Genomic DNA, 18,112 nt, shown 5'->3' with positions numbered 1-18,112 from the left:
ACGGAGCGCTCCAGCCCACAAGTGGAGGCTCCGATCTCCCACCTTGCCGCCCCTTCCAGGGCGGCGGGTCACCGGTCAGGCGCCGTGTCCCCGGACGAGGACGCGGTACCCGATGCGCCCCGCGGAATATCGCGGCGGTGCTCCCGGTTGTGAGGAGCATTCGCCTGTGACCCGTATGGGGCGTTTTTTCACGCCTCCTCACGGGCCGGACCAAGTTTCAGACGTTACGCGGCTGTCGAGCCAGTCAGTCGCGTGGTGCTACCGAGGAGGCCCCATCAGCGCCGAGCCCCGCATCAACGACCGGATTCGCGTCCCCGAGGTGCGACTCGTCGGTCCCAGTGGCGAGCAGGTCGGCATCGTGCCGCTTGCCAAGGCACTGGAGCTTGCGCAGGAGTACGACCTCGACCTGGTCGAGGTGGCGGCGAACGCACGCCCGCCGGTCTGCAAGCTCATGGACTACGGCAAGTTCAAGTACGAGTCGGCCATGAAGGCCCGTGAAGCGCGCAAGAACCAGGCGCACACGGTCATCAAGGAGATGAAGCTCCGGCCGAAGATCGATCCGCACGACTATGACACCAAGAAGGGTCATGTCGTCCGGTTCCTCAAGCAGGGCGACAAGGTCAAGATCACGATCATGTTCCGCGGTCGTGAGCAGTCGCGCCCGGAACTGGGCTTCCGACTGCTGCAGCGGCTCGCCGACGACGTCCAGGAGCTGGGCTTCGTGGAGTCCTCGCCGAAGCAGGACGGCCGCAACATGATCATGGTCCTCGGTCCGCACAAGAAGAAGACCGAGGCGATGGCCGAGGCCCGCGAGGCGCAGGCCGCCCGCAAGGCCGGTCGCCTGCCGAAGGACCCCGATGAGCAGGAGCAGGAGCAGCAGCAGGACGCTCCCGCCGACGCCAGCTGACGCCGTCTGACGGCGTTGCCAGGACCCGGAGTTCCGCTCCGGGTAACGCAATGAAGGACTGACGCTCTCCGTCCGCCCCAGGGCGGACGGGAGGGCCAGCGACGAGGAGACTACGGCGCATGCCGAAGAACAAGACCCACAGCGGTGCGAGCAAGCGATTCAAGATCACCGGCTCCGGTAAGGTGGTCCGCGAGCGCGCCGGCATCCGCCACTACCTTGAGCACAAGCCGTCGACGAAGACCCGTGCCATGTCCGGCACCGTCGTGCTGGCCCCGGCCGACGCCAAGAAGATCAAGAAGCTTCTCGGCAAGTGACGGCGCCGCCCCCTTCCGACAGGGGGCGCGATCGTGAACCGGGACCCATTCGCTTTCGGGCCGCGTGAGAACCCCACGGCCCCCTAGAAGGAGTTACTCAAGTGGCACGCGTCAAGCGGGCAGTCAACGCCCAGAAGAAGCGCCGGGCGATCCTCGAGCAGGCCAGCGGTTACCGCGGCCAGCGTTCCCGCCTGTACCGCAAGGCGAAGGAGCAGGTCACCCACTCCCTCGTCTACAACTACAACGACCGCAAGAAGCGCAAGGGCGACTTCCGTCAGCTGTGGATCCAGCGCATCAACGCCGCTGCCCGCGCCAACGGCATCACCTACAACCGCTTCATCCAGGGTCTGAAGGCCGCCAACGTCGAGGTGGACCGCAAGATCCTCGCCGAGCTGGCCGTGAACGACGCCAACGCGTTCGCCGCGCTGGTCGAGGTGGCCCAGAAGGCCCTGCCGAGCGACGTCAACGCCCCGAAGGCGGCCTGACCCACCGCTCTTCCGGACCCGCAGGCCGTGTGCCTGCGGGTCCGTGCTGTGTTCCGGGGCGCCGCGCCGCGCGCCCCGGCCAGACCCCGACCGAAGTGAGTGCACCCCCATGGCCGGCCCCGAGCTGACATCCCTGCGATCCCCTCGCGTCGTCGCCGCGCGCCGCCTGGCCAAGCGCAGCTTCCGCGGCAAGGAGCGCCGCTTCCTCGCCGAGGGCCCGCAGGCCGTCCGCGAGGCCATGGCCCATCTGATCGAGGTCTACGTCACCCCCGAGGCCGCCGCCCGGCACGCCGACATCGTCGCCGCGGCCCACGCCGCCCGGGTGCCCGTGCTCACCGCCACCGACGAGGTCGTCGCGGAGATGTCGGACACCGTCACCCCGCAGGGGATCATCGGCCTGTGCCGCTTCCTGGACACCCCGTTCGAGGAGATCCTGCGCGGCCGGCCGAAGCTCGTCGCCGTGCTGGCGCACGTGCGCGACCCCGGCAACGCCGGCACCGTGCTCCGCTGCGCCGACGCCGCGGGTGCCGAGGCCGTCGTCCTCACCGACGCCTCCGTCGACCTGTACAACCCCAAGGCCGTACGGGCCTCGGTCGGCAGCCTCTTCCACCTGCCCGTCGCCGTCGGCGTCCCCATGGACACCGTGGTGGGCGGCCTGCGCGGGGCCGGCGTACGGCTGCTCGCCGCCGACGGCGCGGGGGACCGCGACCTGGACGCCGAACTGGACGAGGGCACGATGGGCGGCCCCACCGCGTGGATCTTCGGCAACGAGGCCTGGGGCCTGCCGGCGGAGACCCGCGCACTCGCGGACCAGGTGGTGCGCGTCCCCATCCACGGACGGGCCGAGAGCCTCAACCTCGCCACGGCCGCCGCCGTGTGCCTCTACGCCTCCGCCCGCGCGCAGCGTGCTCCCGGAGGGTGCCGCACCGTGACAATGAGCTAGTAGTGTGACGCCCTCGGGGACCGCCCTGGAGAGGGGGTTACGGGGATGGACGTCAGGACGAACGGCGGCACGCCGCCGTGCGCGCTGCAGGGCTGGCCGACTGTCCTGACCGAACTCGGCGTCACGCCCGACGAACTCCCGGACGGCCTCGTCGTCGCCGACGAGCACGGCCTCGTCCTCTGCTTCAACGCGGCCGCCGCCCGGATCACCGCGCTCGACCCCGCCGAGGTCGTCGGCCGCCCCATCGAGCAGGCGCTGCCCCTGGAGGACCTGGACGGACGCCGCTGGTGGCAGCTCACCGACCCGTACGGGGGCCTGGCCACCCGCAGCGGGCAACCCGAGCGCAACCTGCTGCTCCCCGGAGGCCGCGAGGTCCTGGTCTCCGCCAAGTACGTCCGCGACCGGCCGACCGGCCCGGTGCGCCGGCTGGTCGTCGCGCTGCGCGGCACCGAGGCGCGGCGGCGCACCGAGCGCAGCCACGCCGAGCTGATCGCCACCGTCGCGCACGAGCTGCGCTCCCCGCTCACCTCGGTCAAGGGCTTCACCGCCACCCTCCTGGCGAAGTGGGAACGCTTCACCGAGGACCAGAAGAAGCTCATGCTGGAGACCGTCCACGCCGACGCCAACCGTGTCACACGGCTGATCGCGGAGCTGCTCGACATCTCCCGGATCGACTCCGGCCGCCTGGAGGTGCGCCGGCAGCTCGTCGACATCGCCGCCGCGGTGCGGCGCCACGTGGACGCCCTCGTCGCGGCCGGGCAGCCCGCGGACCGTTTCGCCGTGCGGGTGGCGGAGTCGCTGCCGTCGCTGTGGGCCGACCCCGACAAGGTCGACCAGATCCTGGGGAACCTGCTGGAAAACGCCGTGCGTCACGGGGAGGGAACTGTCACCATTGAGGTGGCAGCTGCACCCGCGTCGGCGGTCTCCCCGCGCGAGCCGGGATGGTCCGGCACGGCAGTGACCGTGAGCGACGAGGGGCCAGGAATCCCGGAGGAGTCCATGAACCGCGTCTTCACCCGCTTCTGGCGGGGTAGCAAACGCGGTGGCACGGGCCTGGGTCTGTACATCGTCAAGGGCATCGTCGAGGCCCACGGCGGTACGATCACTGTGGGTCGCGCGCCCGGGAAGGGCGCCCAGTTCCGATTTATTCTGCCCGTCGGGGCGCCGGCCTTCACGGCCTGAGCGAATCGCGTGGTGATCCACCGGCCCCGACGGGCGTGACCAGCCTTTCCCCGTGGCCCCGATAGACTCGACCCTTGGCATTCAGCGGTCGGGCAGGCAGGTCGGCCACGCCATCACCCACATCGGAACGGGAAGAAATGTCGGCACCGAACAAGTCGTACGACCCTGTCGAGGTCGAGGCACTGAAACCGGAAGAGATCGAGCGCCGGCGCGACGAGGCGCTCGCCGCGATCGCCGAAGCAGCCGACCTCGACGCGCTGCGCGAGGTCAAGGTGGCCCACACCGGGGACCGCTCGCCGCTCGCCCTGGCCAACCGCGAGATCGGCGCACTCCCGCCGCACGCCAAGGCGGACGCCGGCAAGCGCGTCGGCCAGGCCCGCGGCGCGGTCAACCAGGCGCTCAAGGCCCGGCAGGAGGTGCTGGAGAACGAGCGCGACGAGCGCGTGCTGGTCGAGGAGGCGGTGGACGTCACCCTGCCCTACGACCGCGTCCCGCGCGGTGCCCGGCACCCGCTGACCACCCTCTCCGAGCGCATCGAGGACGTCTTCGTGGCCATGGGCTACGAGGTGGCCGAGGGCCCCGAGGTCGAGGCCGAGTGGTTCAACTTCGACGCCCTCAACATCTGGGCGGACCACCCCGCGCGCACCATGCAGGACACGTTCTTCGTCGAGGGCGACAAGCCCGCCGGCGCCGGTCCCGAGGAGAGCGGCGTCGTGCTGCGCACGCACACCTCCCCGGTGCAGATCCGCTCCCTGCTCGACCGCGAGCCGCCGGTCTACGTGATCTGCCCCGGCCGGGTCTACCGCTCCGACGAGCTGGACGCCACCCACACCCCGGTCTTCAACCAGGTCGAGCTGCTCGCGGTCGACGAGGGCCTGACCATGGCCGACCTGAAGGGCACGCTGGACCACATGGTCCAGTCGCTGTTCGGTGAGGACATCACGACCCGGCTCCGCCCGAACTACTTCCCGTTCACCGAGCCGTCCGCCGAGATGGACATGGTCTGCTACGTCTGCCGCGGCGAGTCCGTCGGCAACCCGGACCGTCCCTGCCGTACCTGCGGCAGCGAGGGCTGGATCGAGCTCGGCGGCTGCGGCATGGTCAACCCCCGGGTGCTCACCGCCTGCGGCGTCGACCCGGAGAAGTACAGCGGCTTCGCCTTCGGCTTCGGCATCGAGCGCATGCTGATGTTCCGTCACAACGTCGAGGACATGCGAGACATCGTCGAGGGTGACGTGCGCTTCACCCTTCCGTTCGGGATGGAGATCTGATGCGGGTCCCGCTTTCTTGGCTGCGGGAGTACGTCGACCTGCCCGCCGGCGAGTCCGGCCGCGACGTCCAGGCCAAGCTCATTTCCGCCGGCCTCGAGGTCGAGACCGTCGAGCAGCTCGGCGCCGGCCTCAAGGGCCCGCTGGTGGTCGGCAAGGTGCTCACCATCGAGGAGCTGACCGGCTTCAAGAAGCCGATCCGCTTCTGCACCGTCGACGTCGGCACCGCCAACGGGACGGGCGAGCCGCAGGAGATCGTCTGCGGCGCGACCAACTTCGCCGTCGGCGACAAGGTCGTCGTGATCCTCCCCGGCGGTGTCCTGCCCGGCAACTTCGAGATCTCCGCGCGCAAGACCTACGGGCGCAACTCGCACGGCATGATCTGCTCCGCGCGTGAGCTCGGCATGGGCGACGACCACGACGGCATCATCGTCCTGCCGCCGGAGCACGAGGCCGGCACCGACGCGATCGAGCTGCTGGAGCTCCTCGACGAGGTGCTGGACATCGCGGTCACCCCCGACCGCGGCTACTGCCTGTCGATGCGCGGTGTCGCCCGTGAGGCCGCCATCGCCTACGGCCTGCCACTGCGCGACCCCGCGCTGCTGGACGTGCCCGGCCCCAACTCCTACGGCTACGAGGTGCGCGTCGCCGACCCGGTCGGCTGCGACCGCTTCACCGCGCGCACCGTCACCGGGCTGGACCCGGAGGCCGGTTCGCCGATCTGGCTGCAGCGCCGGCTGCAGAAGGCCGGCATGCGGCCGATCTCGCTCGCCGTGGACGTCACCAACTACGTGATGCTGGAGCTGGGCCAGCCCCTGCACGCGTACGACCGCCACCGCATCGAGGGCGCCATCGGCGTGCGCCGGGCACACCCGGGCGAGAAGCTGACCACGCTCGACGGCCAGGTGCGCGTCCTCGACCCCGAGGACCTGGTGATCACCGACAACCGCGGGCCGATCGGCCTGGCCGGTGTCATGGGCGGCGCCAACACCGAGATCGACGAGACGGGTGCCACGACGACGGACGTCGTCATCGAGGCGGCCCACTTCGACCCGGTCGCCATCGCCCGCACCGCGCGCCGGCACAAGCTGTCCTCGGAGGCCTCCAAGCGCTTCGAGCGCGGCGTGGACCCGCAGGCCGCGGCCGCCGCCGCGCAGCGCACCGTGGACCTGCTGGTGCTGCTCGCGGGCGGTACCGCAGAGGCCGGCGTCACCGAGGTCATCGCGCCCTCGGCGCCGCACACCATCACCATCCCCGCCGACCACCCGGACAAGGTGGCGGGCATGGCGTACGGCCGTGAGACCGTGGTCCGCCGGCTGCAGCAGGTCGGCTGCGACGTCTACGGCGCCGACGAGCTGATCGTCACCGTGCCGTCGTGGCGCCCCGACCTGCGCGACCCCAACGACCTCGCCGAGGAGGTCATCCGGCTGGAGGGCTACGAGAACCTGCCCTCCACCCTGCCGAAGCTGCCCTCGGGCCGCGGTCTGACCGAGTCGCAGAAGCTGCGCCGCCGGGTCGGCCGGGCGCTGGCCGGGGCGGGCTACGTCGAGGTGCAGAACTACCCGTTCGTCGGCGAGGCGGTCTTCGACCAGCTCGGCCTCGACGCGGACGACCCGCGCCGCATCACGGTCAAGCTGGCCAACCCGCTGTCGGACGAGGAGCCCGCGCTCCGCACGACCATGCTGGCCGGGCTGCTCGGCGCCCTGCGCCGCAACGTCGGGCGCGGCGCGCACGACCTCGCCCTCTTCGAGACGGGCCTGGTCTTCCGCCCCAGCGGCGAGGAGCCCGCGCCGCCGCGGCTGCCGGTCGACCGGCGCCCGACCGATGCCGAGATCGCCGCGCTCAACGCCGCCCTGCCGCGGCAGCCGCGGCGGGTCGCCGTCGTCCTGGCCGGTGCCCGTGAGCAGGCCGGCTGGTGGGGCCAGGGCCGTCCCACCGGGGCGGCGGACGCCATCGAGGCGGGCCGGATCGTCGCCCGCGAGGCCGGGGTCGAGCTGATCGTCCGCCAGGACCAGCAGGCGCCCTTCCACCCGGGCCGCTGCGCCGCGCTCCTCGCGGTGGTCGACGGCGAGGAGGTGCTGGTCGGCAATGCCGGCGAGCTGCACCCCCGGGTGATCAAGGCGCTGCACCTGCCGGAGCGCACCTCCGCCATGGAGATCGACCTCGACCGCCTGGAGCGTGCCGCCGGTGGTCCGGTCGTCGCGCCGCGCGTGTCCACCTTCCCGGTGGCCACCCAGGACGTCGCCCTGGTCGTGGACGCCTCCGTCCCGGCCGCCGAGGTGGAGACCGCTCTCCGCTCCGGCGCCGGCGAACTGCTCGAATCGCTGAGGCTGTTCGACATCTTCACCGGTGAGCAGATCGGCGGGGGGAGGAAGTCGCTCGCCTACAGCCTGCGCTTCCGCGCCCCCGACCGTACGCTCACCGCCGACGAGGCCTCCGCGGCCCGTGACGCGGCGGTCGCCGCCGCCGCGGAGCGCACGGGAGCGACGCTGCGCGGCGCCTGACGCCGCCCGCGGCGCCCGTCCGCTCGATCGCGTCCGCGTGGGGCGCCCCGGTCCGCCGGGGGCGCCCCATCGGCGTTCTCCCCGGTCACGTAGCCCGATCGGGTGAAATGATTCCGCTGGGTATCCGCTTCGTCGCGCCGAGTCGCCACAATCGGTCGGAACCAGGGCCCACTCGACGCGGGGGCTGTGTCGTCGTCGGCCGCGTCAACGGCTTCAGGGGGAGCCCCGAGGCATGATCCGACCCAGGGCAGTCAGCGGCGAACGCGGACGAAGGGCACGGGGGTTGGCGATCCTGTCATTGCCGGGGCTCTGGGTGGCCGCGGTGCTGGGCATGGTGTACGCGCTGCCCGGGGGAGTCCAGTGGGTCCCCGCCGTGGTGGCGGCGCCGGTGATCGCGTGCGCGGGGACGGGCCGGCGCCGCTGCGTCCTGGCCGGCGGCGGTCTCGCCGTGGTGGCCGTGGCCGTGGCGGTGCCGGACACCGGGCAGCGCCTCGGCACGGAGGTCGCGGTCCTCGCCGTCCTCGCCCTCTGCTTCTGGCTCGTGGACCGCAGGGCCCGGCTCGCCGCCGAGCTGGACCGTACGCGGGAGATCGCCGTCGCCGCCCAGCAGGTGCTGCTGCGCCCGCTGCCGCAACGGGTGAACGACCTGGCGGTGGCGGGCGACTACCTCTCGGCCAGCCGGGGTGCCCGGGTCGGCGGTGACCTGTACGAGGTGCTCGCGACGCCCTACGGGGTGCGCGCGGTCATCGGTGACGTACGCGGCCACGGCCTGGAGGCCATCGGCACGGTCGCCGCGCTGCTCGGCAGCTTCCGCGAGGCCGCGCACGACGAGCCTGAGCTCGGGGGCGTGCTCCGGCGGCTGGACAGGGCGTTCCACCGGCACCTGCGGGGGCGTGCGCACGCCGCCGAGGAGTTCGTGACCCTGATGCTGCTGGAAGTCGGCGAGGACTGCGGCGTCCAGGTCGTCAACTGCGGCCACCCGCAGCCGTACCGGCTCTGCCCCGACCGGCCCGGACGGTTCCGCGCCTGCCCGCTGGAGGCCGGCGATCCGTGCCCGCCGCTCGGCCTGTTCGACCCGGGGCCGGACGTGAAGGCCGTGTCCTGCGGCGAACTCCTCCCCGGCCAGGCGCTGTTCCTGCACACCGACGGCGCGGTGGACGCCCGGGACACGGCCGGGGAGTTCTTCCCGCTGCTGCCGGTGCTTGAATGGGCCGCCCAGTCGGCGGCTCGCGGCGGTGCGTTGTGCGCGCCGGTCCTGGTCGACGCGGTGCGCGCCGCCTTCCTGCGCCACACGCGGGGACGGCTGACCGACGACGCGGCCCTGCTGGTGATCCACCGGGACGCCCCACGCGTGCCCGCACAGGCGGCCGGTGCCCGTACCGCAACCGGAGTTCCCGGAGTGCCGCGCCTCTGATCGGGCCCAATCCTTGGTAAACCTGGGTCGACCTCCGAGCAAAACGCCCATTGCTCGTATACCGGCCAGAACGAGGAGAGGGGCAGGCATGGCAACCCCGACCGTCACCGGAGCCGATCTGTCCGCGCCCACGGGAGAGCTGATCGCCGTGGTCGGCCCGCCCGGCCCGCAGCGCTCCGCGATGCAGCTCGCCCTTAACAGCGCGCCCTGGAGCCGTGGTCCCTCCGTGACTACGACCGTCATCAGCCGCGGCGCGTGGAGCGAACTGCGCCGGGTCGCGGCCGCGGGGATCACCGTCGTCGCGGCGTGTGACAGCGCGCTGGCGGCGGATGCGGGGGCGCATCGTGTGGTGCTGTTGCCGCATCCCGATGGGGTTGCCTGACCCCGTGTCGCCGTGTGCGGGCCGTGTGTGGTTGGGGTTGGGGTTTCCGGGAGAAGCCCCACCACGCACCGCGTGCACGTGGCGACGCGGGGTGCCCCGGAAGGGGCTGGCGTGACCGACGCCTCCGTGGAAGGCTGACTGCGGCCATTGACAAGGCAGTTGGGCAAACGTTGTCATGAGCATATGCCGTCCCTGATCGGGCGTCGGGAGATCCTCGACCATGCCCGGACACAGCTGACCGCCGGTCCGGGCGTCCTGCTCCATGGAGCGGCGGGCATCGGCAAGTCGGCGCTGCTCGCAGCGCTGACCGACGAGGTCCCGTCGGGCGGCTTCGTGCTGCGCTGCGTGCCCGCCGAGGAGGACGCGAAGCTGCCCTTCGTGGCCCTGATGGACCTCTTCGCCCGGGTGCCGGAGGAGTACGTCGACGGGCTGTCGGAGGGGCCCCGCGCGGCTCTGCGCGCCGCGCTGCTGCGCGGCCACGAGCCTGTCGCGACGCAGAGCCGGCTGGCGGTGCGCGATGCGGCGGTCGAACTGCTGAGGGCCCTCGCGGCGGCCGGCCCCGTGCTGATCGTCGTGGACGACCTGCAGTGGCTCGACATGCCCAGTGCCGAGGTTCTCTCGCTGGCCCTGCGGCGGCTGCCGCCCGGTGAGGCCGTGCGCTTCCTGGCCGCCGAGCGCGTCATGGAGGGTGAGGAGCCGCCCGGGCTGCGGTGCTGCCCGCCGGGCACCACGGCGCTCGCCGTGCCGCCGCTGTCCGACGGGGACGTGGCCGAACTGCTGCTGGACGACACCGGGGCGCGGCTGCCCGAGCCCGCCGTCCGGGCCATCCAGGACACCGCCGCGGGCAATCCGCTGTACGCCCTGGAACTCGGCCGCGCCGCGCTGCGCGACGGCACGCCCTTCGAGGCCGGCGACACCCTGTCCGTGCCGCCCCGGCTGCGCGATCTGCTGCTGGACCGGGTACGGCTGCTGCCCGCCTCCGCCCGGCAGACCCTCCTGGTGGCCAGTGCCTCGGCCCGTCCCACGCTGGCACTGCTCGGCGCCGCCGGGGTACCGGACCCGGAGGGCGATCTGGCCACCGCCGAGGCACTCGGGGTCGCCGTGGCCGACGCCGAGGGAACGATCCGCTTCCAGCACCCGCTGATCCGCGCAGCCGTCTACGCCGACACCCCCGAGCACGGCCGGCGCGCCGCCCACAAACTCCTCGCCCGCGTCGTTCCCGAACCGGTCGAGCAGGCCCGCCACCTGGCCCTGGCCCATCCGCACGCGGACGAGACCACCGCGGCCACGCTCAGCGCCGCCGCCGAGTCCGCGCGCCGTCGCGGCGCCCCCGCCACCGCCGCCGAACTCGCCGCCCTGGCGGCCCGCCGTACCCCTGCGGACCGCCCGGCGGACCGCGCCGACCGGCTGCTCGCCGCCGCCGAGTACGCCAGCGACGCCGGGCTGCGGGGCGACGCCGAACGGGCCGCGGAGACCGTACTCGCCGAGGCCGGCTCCCCCCGGCAGCGCGTGCTGGCCCGGCTGATCATGCTCGGCAACGCCGGACAGGCGCTCGGCGGAGCGGGCCGCCTCATAGCGGACGGACTGGTGGAGGCCGAGGGACACCCCGCGCTCGAGGCCCGGCTGCACCAGTGGGCCGCCGTACGCCACCTCATCGGCGGGCGCCCCGCCCAGGCCGCCGCCCACGCGCGCCGTGCCGCCGACATGGCGCTGCTCGCCGGCGGCGAGGGAACGGACGCCGTGGACACCCGGGTGGCCGCCCTGGCGCTGCTCGCCCGGCTGCACGCGCTGCACGGCGAGGCGGAGTCCGCCGAGGCGGCGCTCGGCGAGGCGCTCGGCCTCCCGATGCCGCCCGACGGTCCCGGCGCCCGCGAACTGGTCCGCACCCGGGCGATCCTGGGCGCCGACGCCGACCGCATCACCGAGGCCGAACGTGAGATGGCGGGCCTTCTCGGCAGGACCGGTGAGTACGTCTCCGTCGAGGAGACCGCCGCCACCCTGGTGGCGCTGATCCGCATCCAAGTGCGGTCCGGACGCTGCCGCGAGGCCCTGGACAACGTTGCCCGTTGCGCCGTGCTCCCCGTCCGGGCCGGCAACGACTCACCGCCCGTGCTCTACGCCGCCGCGCTCGCCGAGACCGCCGGCGGACGCCTGGACCGCGCGCTGGAGCTCGCCGACCGCACCATCCGGGCCTGCATGACCGACGGGGACCAACTCTTCCTGCTGCGGGCACTGGGCGTCCGCGGCCGCGCGCAACTGCTGGCGGGAGGGCGCGAGAACACCGCGGCCGCCGTCGAGACCCTGCGCCAGGTGCGCAGGCTGGGCGAGACGATGGGCATCGCCGACCCGGTGATGCTGCGCTGGTACGGGGACCTCGCCGAGGCGACGGTCATCCTGGGCGACACGGACTCCGCGGCCGAGATCCTGCGCGCCGCGCGCCGCCGTGCCGGGGCGCGGCCCTCCGTCAGCGTGCTCTCCGCGCTGGACCGCGCCGAGGGGCTGCGCGAGTGCCTGCTGGGCCGTTCCAAGCGGGGCATCGCCCGCATCCAGGCCGCCGCCGACCGGCTGCGCGGCCGTTCGCTCCCCATCGACCTCGCCCGCACGCTGATCGTGCTGGGCGCCGCCGAGCGCCGCCCTCGCCGGGCGGCGGCGGCCCGGAGCGCCCTGATCGAGGCCCTGGAGATCAGCTCGGCGGTCGGCGCTGCCCCGGTCGAGGCCCGGGCCCGCGCGGAGCTGGCCCGGCTCGACGCGCGGTGGGAGTCGCCGGCGCGGACGCCGGACTACGCGTAGCCGGGCCACGCGCAGCCCGGGCGGGGACCGCGTGCCGCCGGACTACACGTAGTCGTAGAAGCCGTGGCCGGACTTCCGGCCCAGCCGGCCCGCGTCCACCATGCGCTGGAGCAGCGGGGGAGCGGCGTACAGCGGCTCCTTGAACTCCTCGTACATGGAGTCGGCGACCGAGGCGACGGTGTCGAGGCCGATGAGGTCCGAGAGCTTGAGCGGGCCCATCGGGTGGGCGCAGCCCATCTCCATGCCGTTGTCGATGTCCTCGCGGCTGGCGATGCCCGTCTCGAACATCCGGATCGAGGACAGCAGGTACGGGATGAGCAGCGCGTTCACCACGAAGCCCGCGCGGTCCTGGGCCCGGATCGGGTGCTTGCCCAGCACGTCGGTGACGAGCTTCTCGGCGCGTACCAGCGTCTGGCCGTCCGTGGTCAGAGCGGGGATCAGCTCGACGAGCTTCTGCACCGGCGCCGGGTTGAAGAAGTGGATGCCGAGCACCTGCTCCGGGCGGGAGGTCGCGACGGCGAGCTTCACCAGCGGGATGGAGGAGGTGTTCGAGGCCAGGATCGCGTCCCGGCGGGTCACCACCTGGTCGAGCACCTGGAAGATCTCGGTCTTGACCTGCTCGTTCTCGACGACGGCCTCGATGACGAGGTCGCGGTCGGCGAAGTCGCCGAGGTCGGTGGTGAAGGTGAGGCGCTCGAGCGTCGCGTCGCGCTCCTCCTCGGTGATCTTGCCGCGTTCCGCCGCCTTGCGGAGCGAGTTCGTCAGCCGGGTACGGCCCAGCTCCAGCGCCTCGCCGGTGGTCTCCGCCACCCGGACGTCCAGTCCGGCCCGGGCGCACACCTCGGCGATACCCGCGCCCATCTGGCCACAGCCCACCACACCGACATAACGGATGTCGTCGTTCAACGCCCAGCCTCTCCCTGATCGCGAGATGAAGACCCGGACCGTTGTGCGGTCCGGACCAGCCCGCTCGACATTACACCCGGGTGGCGTACCGGTCCGGTGCCGGTGCGCGGGCCCCCGCCGGACGGGTCCTGCTCCGTGACCGGGCAGGACGCGGGCGCCCCGGGATGCCCGCGGGCGTCGTCGTGGCGGACGGGCCCGGGGGGCGTTCGCACCGTACGGGGCGTGTGGGGTGCGACGGCGCCCGGTGACACGCCGGAGCCGGGTGAGGTTGCCCGTTGGGTCGATTCGACCCATTATCGGCGGAATATGACAGGCGATCAGGGGGCAGTCATGCGCCGACTCTCACGCAGGGCCTTCGCCGCGGGCGCGGCCGGGGCGCTGGGCACGGTCCTCGCCGCCGGCGAGGCCGCCGCGGCGGCGGCTCCGGCCGGGGCGGCGGCGGGCGGGCCCGGCGTACCGGTGCAGTTCCGCGGTATGTGGCTGGCGACGGTCGCCAACCGCGACTGGCCCTCCGCCCAGGGGCTGCCGGCCCGTCAGCAGCGGGACGAACTGCTGGACTTCCTCGACCTCGCCGTCGCACGACGGCTCAACGCGGTCGTGATGCAGGTGCGTCCGACCGCCGACGCGCTGTGGCCGTCCCCGTACGAGCCATGGTCCGAGTACCTGACCGGCGTGCAGGGCCGGGACCCTGGCTGGGACCCGCTGGGCACCGCCGTGGCGGAGGCCCACGCGCGCGGACTGGAGCTGCACGCCTGGTTCAACCCGTTCCGCGTCGCCAACCACGAGGACCCGGAACGCCTGTCCCCGGACCACCCCGCCCGTATGAACCCGGACTGGGTGGTCCCCTACGGCGGCAAGCTCTACTACAACCCCGGACTGCCCCGGGTCCGCCGCTTCGTGCAGGACGCCATGCTCGACGCCGTCCGCCGCTACCCGGTCGACGGGGTGCACTGGGACGACTACTTCTACCCCTATCCCGTGGCCGGCCGGGTCTTCGACGACGAAGATGCCTTCGCCCGCTACGGGGAGGGCTTCGACGACCTCGCCTCCTGGCGGCGCGACAACATCGACCTGCTCGTCAGCGAGACGGCCGCCCGCATCAGGTCCCTGCGGCCCACCACCCGCTTCGGCGTCAGCCCCTTCGCCGTCTGGCGCAACCGCAGCACGGACCCGCGCGGCTCCGACACCCGCGGCGGGGTCCAGACGTACGACGACCTCTACGCCGACACCCGCGGCTGGGTCCGCGAGGGCTGGATCGACTACATCGTGCCGCAGGTCTACTGGCACATCGGCTTCGACGTCGCCGACTACGCCGCGCTGGTCCCCTGGTGGGCCGACGTCGTCGACGGCACCCGGGTGCAGCTCTACATCGGGGAGGCCCTGTACCGCGCGGGCGGCTCCGGCGAGGCGGCGGCCTGGCAGGACCCGGCAGAGCTCTCCCGCCACCTCGACCTCGACCGGAACCATCCCCAGGTGCTCGGCAACGTCTTCTTCTCCGCCAAGGAGGTCGCGGCCGACCCCATCGGCGCGATGGCCCGGGTCGTCGCCGACCACTACACGACGCGGGTCCGCACCCCGCGCTGGACGTGACCGGCCGCGGGGCGTGCGACGGACCGCGGCCGCGTGGTGCGGCGGCCGCGGTCCGGCACGATGCCGTGCTGAACGGCTCAGCGGGAGGGGGTCGCGCCCCGCCCGTGCTCCACCGTTGAGTCCGGTCCGGGGGACAGGATGCACTCATGTCCGTCGTCGTACCGGACGCGGTACGGCGGCTCGCCACCCTGCCCCATGACCTCGACGATCTCGGCGACCTTGTCGTGCTGGCCGACGACCCGCCCGTGCTGCCTGACCCGGTCACCCTTGTTCGCGTGCATCGGAGACCTCCTGAGAACTCGGCGGTCCGCAGCCTTGCCCCTCCAGTCTAGGTTCGGCCGCCGCGTCCGCACCCTTTGGGGAACAGGTGACGTCGCGTGGACGAGGGCGGTGTCCTCCAGCAGCTCCGGGGCCGGCCGGACCGTCGTCAACCAGGTTGTGCGGGCCGCGATCAGGGCTCAGTCCGGCCGCAGGCCGAGTTCCGCGAGCATGCGCGGGCCCGGCGTGCGCCGGTAGCCCGCCCACAGGGGGCCGCCGCAGGCGTGGAGCACGGCGTCGACCGCCTCGGCGAAGGGCTCGCGCGGGCCGCCGCGGACGAGGTCGCGGTAGCCGCCGAGGAGGAGGACGGCCAGCTCCGGGTCCGCCTCGCGCAGCCGGCGGGGCAGCCATTTGCCGCCGCCGCGCCAGTGGTTGCGGGCCCCGAGCAGCAGCTCGGCGGCACGGTCCAGCAGGGCGGCGGCGACGGCGAGCAGTTCCTCCTCGTCGCGGGCGCCGAGGAGGTCGTCGCGCAGGTCCGTGACGACGTACCGCTGGTGGTCGACGACGGGGGCGGGGACCGCCGGCGGGCCGGCGTCGAGGATCCGCTCCGCGGTGTCGCGGAGCCGGGCGGCGGTGCCGTCGCGGTCGAGGATGACGACCCCCCGCGCGCACATGAAGGCCATGGTGCCGGTGCCGCGGTCGCGGTCGTGCTCCATGAAGGCCCGCGCCGACTGCGGGGTGTGCACGAAGAGCTCGACCGGCCAGGAGCCCCACGTGAGCGATTCGGCGTGGCACCCGGCGGGCGGGTCGAGGACGACGACCACGTCCAGGTCGGACGTCGCTGTCCCCTCGCCGCGGGCGGTGGACCCGCCGAGGAAGCCGCCGAGGGCGTCGGGGAAGCGTTCTGTCAGCAGGCCGCGGGCCGCACCGATCGGATCATCCATGTGCGGACCCTACGGGGCCGCCGTGACCGGGGGCGACCCTTTCGGTGGCGCCCCGGCCGTCCTCCCGCGGTTCAGAACGGGTAGTGCGCCTGCTGCGTGGCCAGGGTGACCCAGCGGGTGTTGGAGAAGGCCTCCAGGCCCCAGCGGCCGCCGAAGCGGCCGTAGCCTGAGGACTTGAAACCGCCGAAGGGCGCCTGCGGCTCGTCGGCCACCGATTGGTCGTTGACGTGCACGATCCCGGTGCGCAGCCGGCGGGCGACGGCGAGCCCGTGGGTGCCGTTCTCGGTGATGACGCCCGCGGTCAGGCCGTGGTCGGTGTCGTTGGCCAGGGCCACGGCCTCGTCGTCGTCGGCGAAGGCGGCAACGGTCACGACCGGGCCGAAGGCCTCGCCGTAGTAGATCTCCGCGTCCTTGGGGACGTCGCGGAGCACGGTCGCCGGGTGGACCGCGCCGTCGGGCTCGCCGCCCCCGGTCAGGACGGTGGCGCCCTTGGCGACCGCGTCCTTCACCAGCGCCGCGACGCGCCGCGCCGAGCCCTCGCTCACCAGCGGGCCGACGACGGTGTGCGGGTGGGAGGGGTCGCCCGAGGGCAGCGAGGCGACCTTGGCGGTGAACTTGGCCGTGAACTCCTCGGCGAGGCTGTCGTGGACGAGGATCCGGTCGCCGGACATGCAGATCTGCCCGGAGTTCATGAAGACGCCGAAGACCGCGGCGTCGACGGCGTAGTCCACGTCGGCGTCGTCGAGCACGATGATCGCGTTCTTGCCGCCGAGCTCCAGCACCGCGGGCTTGAGCCGGCGCGCCGCGTGGGTGCCGATGATCCGCCCGACCTCGGTCGAGCCGGTGAAGTTGACGATGCGGACCCGGGGGTCGGAGATCAGGGCCTCGGCGACCTCGGCGGCGTCCTCGCGGGCGTTGGTGACCACGTTCAGCACACCGTCCGGGAGCCCCGCCTCGCGCAGGACATCGGCGACGAAGAGGCCGCAGGCCACCGGCGCGTCCTCGCTCGGCTTCACCACGACCGTGTTGCCCGCCGCCAGCGGCGCGGCGACCGCGCGGACGCCGAGGATGATCGGCGCGTTCCACGGCGCGAAGGCGGCGACGACGCCGACCGGCTCGCGCACCGCCATGCCGAGGACGCCCTCCTCCTGGGCGCTGAGCACCTCGCCGCGCGGCGCGGTGATGGCGGCGGCGGCCTCGCGGAGCATATTGGCGGCGAGCCCCACGTTGAAGTACGCCCAGGGGCGGGTGCCGCCGGCCTCGTGCGCCATGATCTCGGCGGCCTGCTCACCGCGCGCGTCCAGCAGGTCGGCCGCGTCCAGGAAGATCTTGCGGCGCGCGAAGGGGCTGAGCGCGGCCCACTCCGGGAAGGCGGCCTCGGCCGCGTCCACCGCCCGGGTGATGTCCTCGACGCCCCCGGCGGCGACGGTCGCGTACACCCCGCCCGTGAAGGGATTCAGGTCCTCGGCCGTACGTCCGGAGGCGGCCGGGACGTCCTTGCCGCCGATCAGCAGTTCGCGGGTGATGGTCATGGCAGCCCCTGTTCTGACGCGAACGACCCTGTTCGCACAGTGAACTATCATTCATTGAACGTTTGAGCACTGAGTCTGCGACGTCCCCACTGCTCTGTCAACGGACCGGGACACCGCGCGGGCGCCTATCCCCGATGGGCCGGTGAGCGCAGCGGAACGAAGGCGACCGCATGGCGAGGACCGCCGAAGGGCCGCCGAAACGCGGCCGGTCCGCCCGCCGGAGCGGGCGGTGATCGCGGCCGCCGGGCGCCGTGTGACCAAGGGCGCGGGCCCGGTGCCCGCGCGGGTCAGGACTCGGTGCGGCGCGACCGCTCGGCGTTCTTCTCCTTGATGCGGACCGCTTCCTTCCGCACCTCGGCCTGGGTGGCGCGCTCCTTCTCCAGCCACTCGGGGGCTTCCTGCTTCAGGGCCTCGATCTGCTCCGTGGTGAGGGCCTCGGTGATCCCGCCGCGGGCGAGGCCCGAGATGGAGACGCCCAGCTTCGCCGCGACCACCGGACGCGGGTGCGGGCCGTTGCGGCGCAGCTCCCGAAGCCACTCGGGAGGGTCGGACTGCAGCGCGTTCAGCTCGTCGCGCGAGACGACGCCCTCCCGGAACTCGGCGGGGGTGGCCTCGAGGTACACACCCAGCTTCTTCGCCGCTGTCGCGGGCTTCATGGTCTGGGCGGAGTGGTGCGACGTCATGCCCCAAGGA

16 protein-coding genes are annotated in these 18,112 nt (G+C 73.1%); 11 read left to right on the top strand and 5 right to left on the bottom strand.

Going from position 1 to position 18,112, the window contains the following annotated elements; all coding sequences use genetic code 11:
* The first annotated feature begins 232 nt into the window (after positions 1-232).
* The 10 genes from infC (at position 233) to ACWDAS_RS00930 (ending at position 12,189) form a co-directional block, all read left to right on the top strand.
* On the top strand, positions 233-907 hold the full coding sequence (gene infC, locus ACWDAS_RS00975) for a translation initiation factor IF-3 (RefSeq protein WP_450386593.1): 675 nt from the start codon (positions 233-235) through the stop codon (positions 905-907).
* 119 nt (positions 908-1,026) lie between these two features.
* Entirely contained in the window at positions 1,027-1,221 is a 195-nt protein-coding gene (gene rpmI, locus ACWDAS_RS00970; protein WP_450386171.1) for a 50S ribosomal protein L35, read from the top strand.
* A gap of 101 nt (positions 1,222-1,322) precedes the next feature.
* Positions 1,323-1,706 carry a 50S ribosomal protein L20 gene (rplT, locus tag ACWDAS_RS00965; RefSeq protein WP_018564305.1) on the top strand — a complete coding sequence of 128 codons (384 nt, stop codon included), beginning with the start codon at positions 1,323-1,325 and terminating at the stop codon, positions 1,704-1,706.
* A 109-nt stretch (positions 1,707-1,815) separates the two neighbouring features.
* Positions 1,816-2,649 (top strand): TrmH family RNA methyltransferase, encoded by an 834-nt coding sequence (locus tag ACWDAS_RS00960; RefSeq protein WP_450386168.1) that lies wholly within the window; start codon positions 1,816-1,818, stop codon positions 2,647-2,649.
* 45 nt (positions 2,650-2,694) lie between these two features.
* Complete coding sequence (locus ACWDAS_RS00955; protein ID WP_450386167.1) at positions 2,695-3,831, top strand: ATP-binding protein; 1,137 nt, start codon at positions 2,695-2,697, stop codon at positions 3,829-3,831.
* 137 nt (positions 3,832-3,968) lie between these two features.
* Positions 3,969-5,102 carry a phenylalanine--tRNA ligase subunit alpha gene (gene pheS / locus ACWDAS_RS00950; protein WP_450386165.1) on the top strand — a complete coding sequence of 378 codons (1,134 nt, stop codon included), beginning with the start codon at positions 3,969-3,971 and terminating at the stop codon, positions 5,100-5,102.
* A complete protein-coding gene (gene pheT / locus ACWDAS_RS00945; RefSeq protein WP_450386164.1) occupies positions 5,102-7,603 on the top strand; it encodes a phenylalanine--tRNA ligase subunit beta in 2,502 nt (833 codons plus the stop codon). The genes pheS and pheT overlap by 1 nt, the downstream gene beginning before the upstream one ends.
* A 232-nt stretch (positions 7,604-7,835) precedes the next feature.
* On the top strand, positions 7,836-9,017 hold the full coding sequence (locus ACWDAS_RS00940) for a PP2C family protein-serine/threonine phosphatase (RefSeq protein ID WP_450386162.1): 1,182 nt from the start codon (positions 7,836-7,838) through the stop codon (positions 9,015-9,017).
* 88 nt (positions 9,018-9,105) lie between these two features.
* Positions 9,106-9,399 (top strand): hypothetical protein, encoded by a 294-nt coding sequence (locus tag ACWDAS_RS00935; RefSeq protein WP_450386161.1) that lies wholly within the window; start codon positions 9,106-9,108, stop codon positions 9,397-9,399.
* Between the two features lie 183 nt (positions 9,400-9,582).
* Positions 9,583-12,189 carry an AAA family ATPase gene (locus tag ACWDAS_RS00930; protein ID WP_450386159.1) on the top strand — a complete coding sequence of 869 codons (2,607 nt, stop codon included), beginning with the start codon at positions 9,583-9,585 and terminating at the stop codon, positions 12,187-12,189.
* 42 nt (positions 12,190-12,231) lie between these two features.
* Here the strand turns inward: ACWDAS_RS00930 and ACWDAS_RS00925 are convergent, their stop codons facing one another.
* On the bottom strand, positions 12,232-13,095 hold the full coding sequence (locus tag ACWDAS_RS00925) for a 3-hydroxybutyryl-CoA dehydrogenase (protein ID WP_450386158.1): 864 nt from the start codon (positions 13,093-13,095) through the stop codon (positions 12,232-12,234).
* Positions 13,096-13,425: 330 nt separating this feature from the next.
* Between ACWDAS_RS00925 and ACWDAS_RS00920 the strand changes: the two genes are divergently transcribed.
* Positions 13,426-14,685, top strand: a complete 1,260-nt coding sequence (locus ACWDAS_RS00920) for a glycoside hydrolase family 10 protein (RefSeq protein WP_450386156.1) — start codon at positions 13,426-13,428, stop codon at positions 14,683-14,685.
* Positions 14,686-14,762: 77 nt separating this feature from the next.
* On the opposite strand, the gene ACWDAS_RS00915 is transcribed toward ACWDAS_RS00920, so the two are convergent.
* The 4 genes from ACWDAS_RS00915 to ACWDAS_RS00900 all read right to left on the bottom strand — a co-directional run bounded on the left by ACWDAS_RS00915 (position 14,763) and on the right by ACWDAS_RS00900 (position 18,102).
* Positions 14,763-14,966, bottom strand: a complete 204-nt coding sequence (locus ACWDAS_RS00915) for a DUF1918 domain-containing protein (RefSeq protein WP_450386154.1) — start codon at positions 14,964-14,966, stop codon at positions 14,763-14,765.
* Positions 14,967-15,143: 177 nt separating this feature from the next.
* The gene (locus ACWDAS_RS00910) at positions 15,144-15,887 is read right to left on the bottom strand and encodes a nucleotidyltransferase domain-containing protein (protein WP_450386152.1); all 744 of its coding nucleotides are present in this window, start codon (positions 15,885-15,887) and stop codon (positions 15,144-15,146) included.
* A gap of 71 nt (positions 15,888-15,958) precedes the next feature.
* The gene (locus ACWDAS_RS00905) at positions 15,959-17,419 is read right to left on the bottom strand and encodes an aldehyde dehydrogenase family protein (RefSeq protein ID WP_450386150.1); all 1,461 of its coding nucleotides are present in this window, start codon (positions 17,417-17,419) and stop codon (positions 15,959-15,961) included.
* A 287-nt stretch (positions 17,420-17,706) separates the two neighbouring features.
* Positions 17,707-18,102 carry a DUF5997 family protein gene (locus ACWDAS_RS00900; protein ID WP_450386149.1) on the bottom strand — a complete coding sequence of 132 codons (396 nt, stop codon included), beginning with the start codon at positions 18,100-18,102 and terminating at the stop codon, positions 17,707-17,709.
* Between the last annotated feature and the right edge of the window lie 10 nt (positions 18,103-18,112).

It is taken from the genome of Streptomyces sp. NPDC001070, assembly GCF_053598835.1.
The sequence above is the reverse complement of the archived record's forward strand: the minus strand, read 5'-3'. Positions and strand labels throughout refer to the sequence as shown.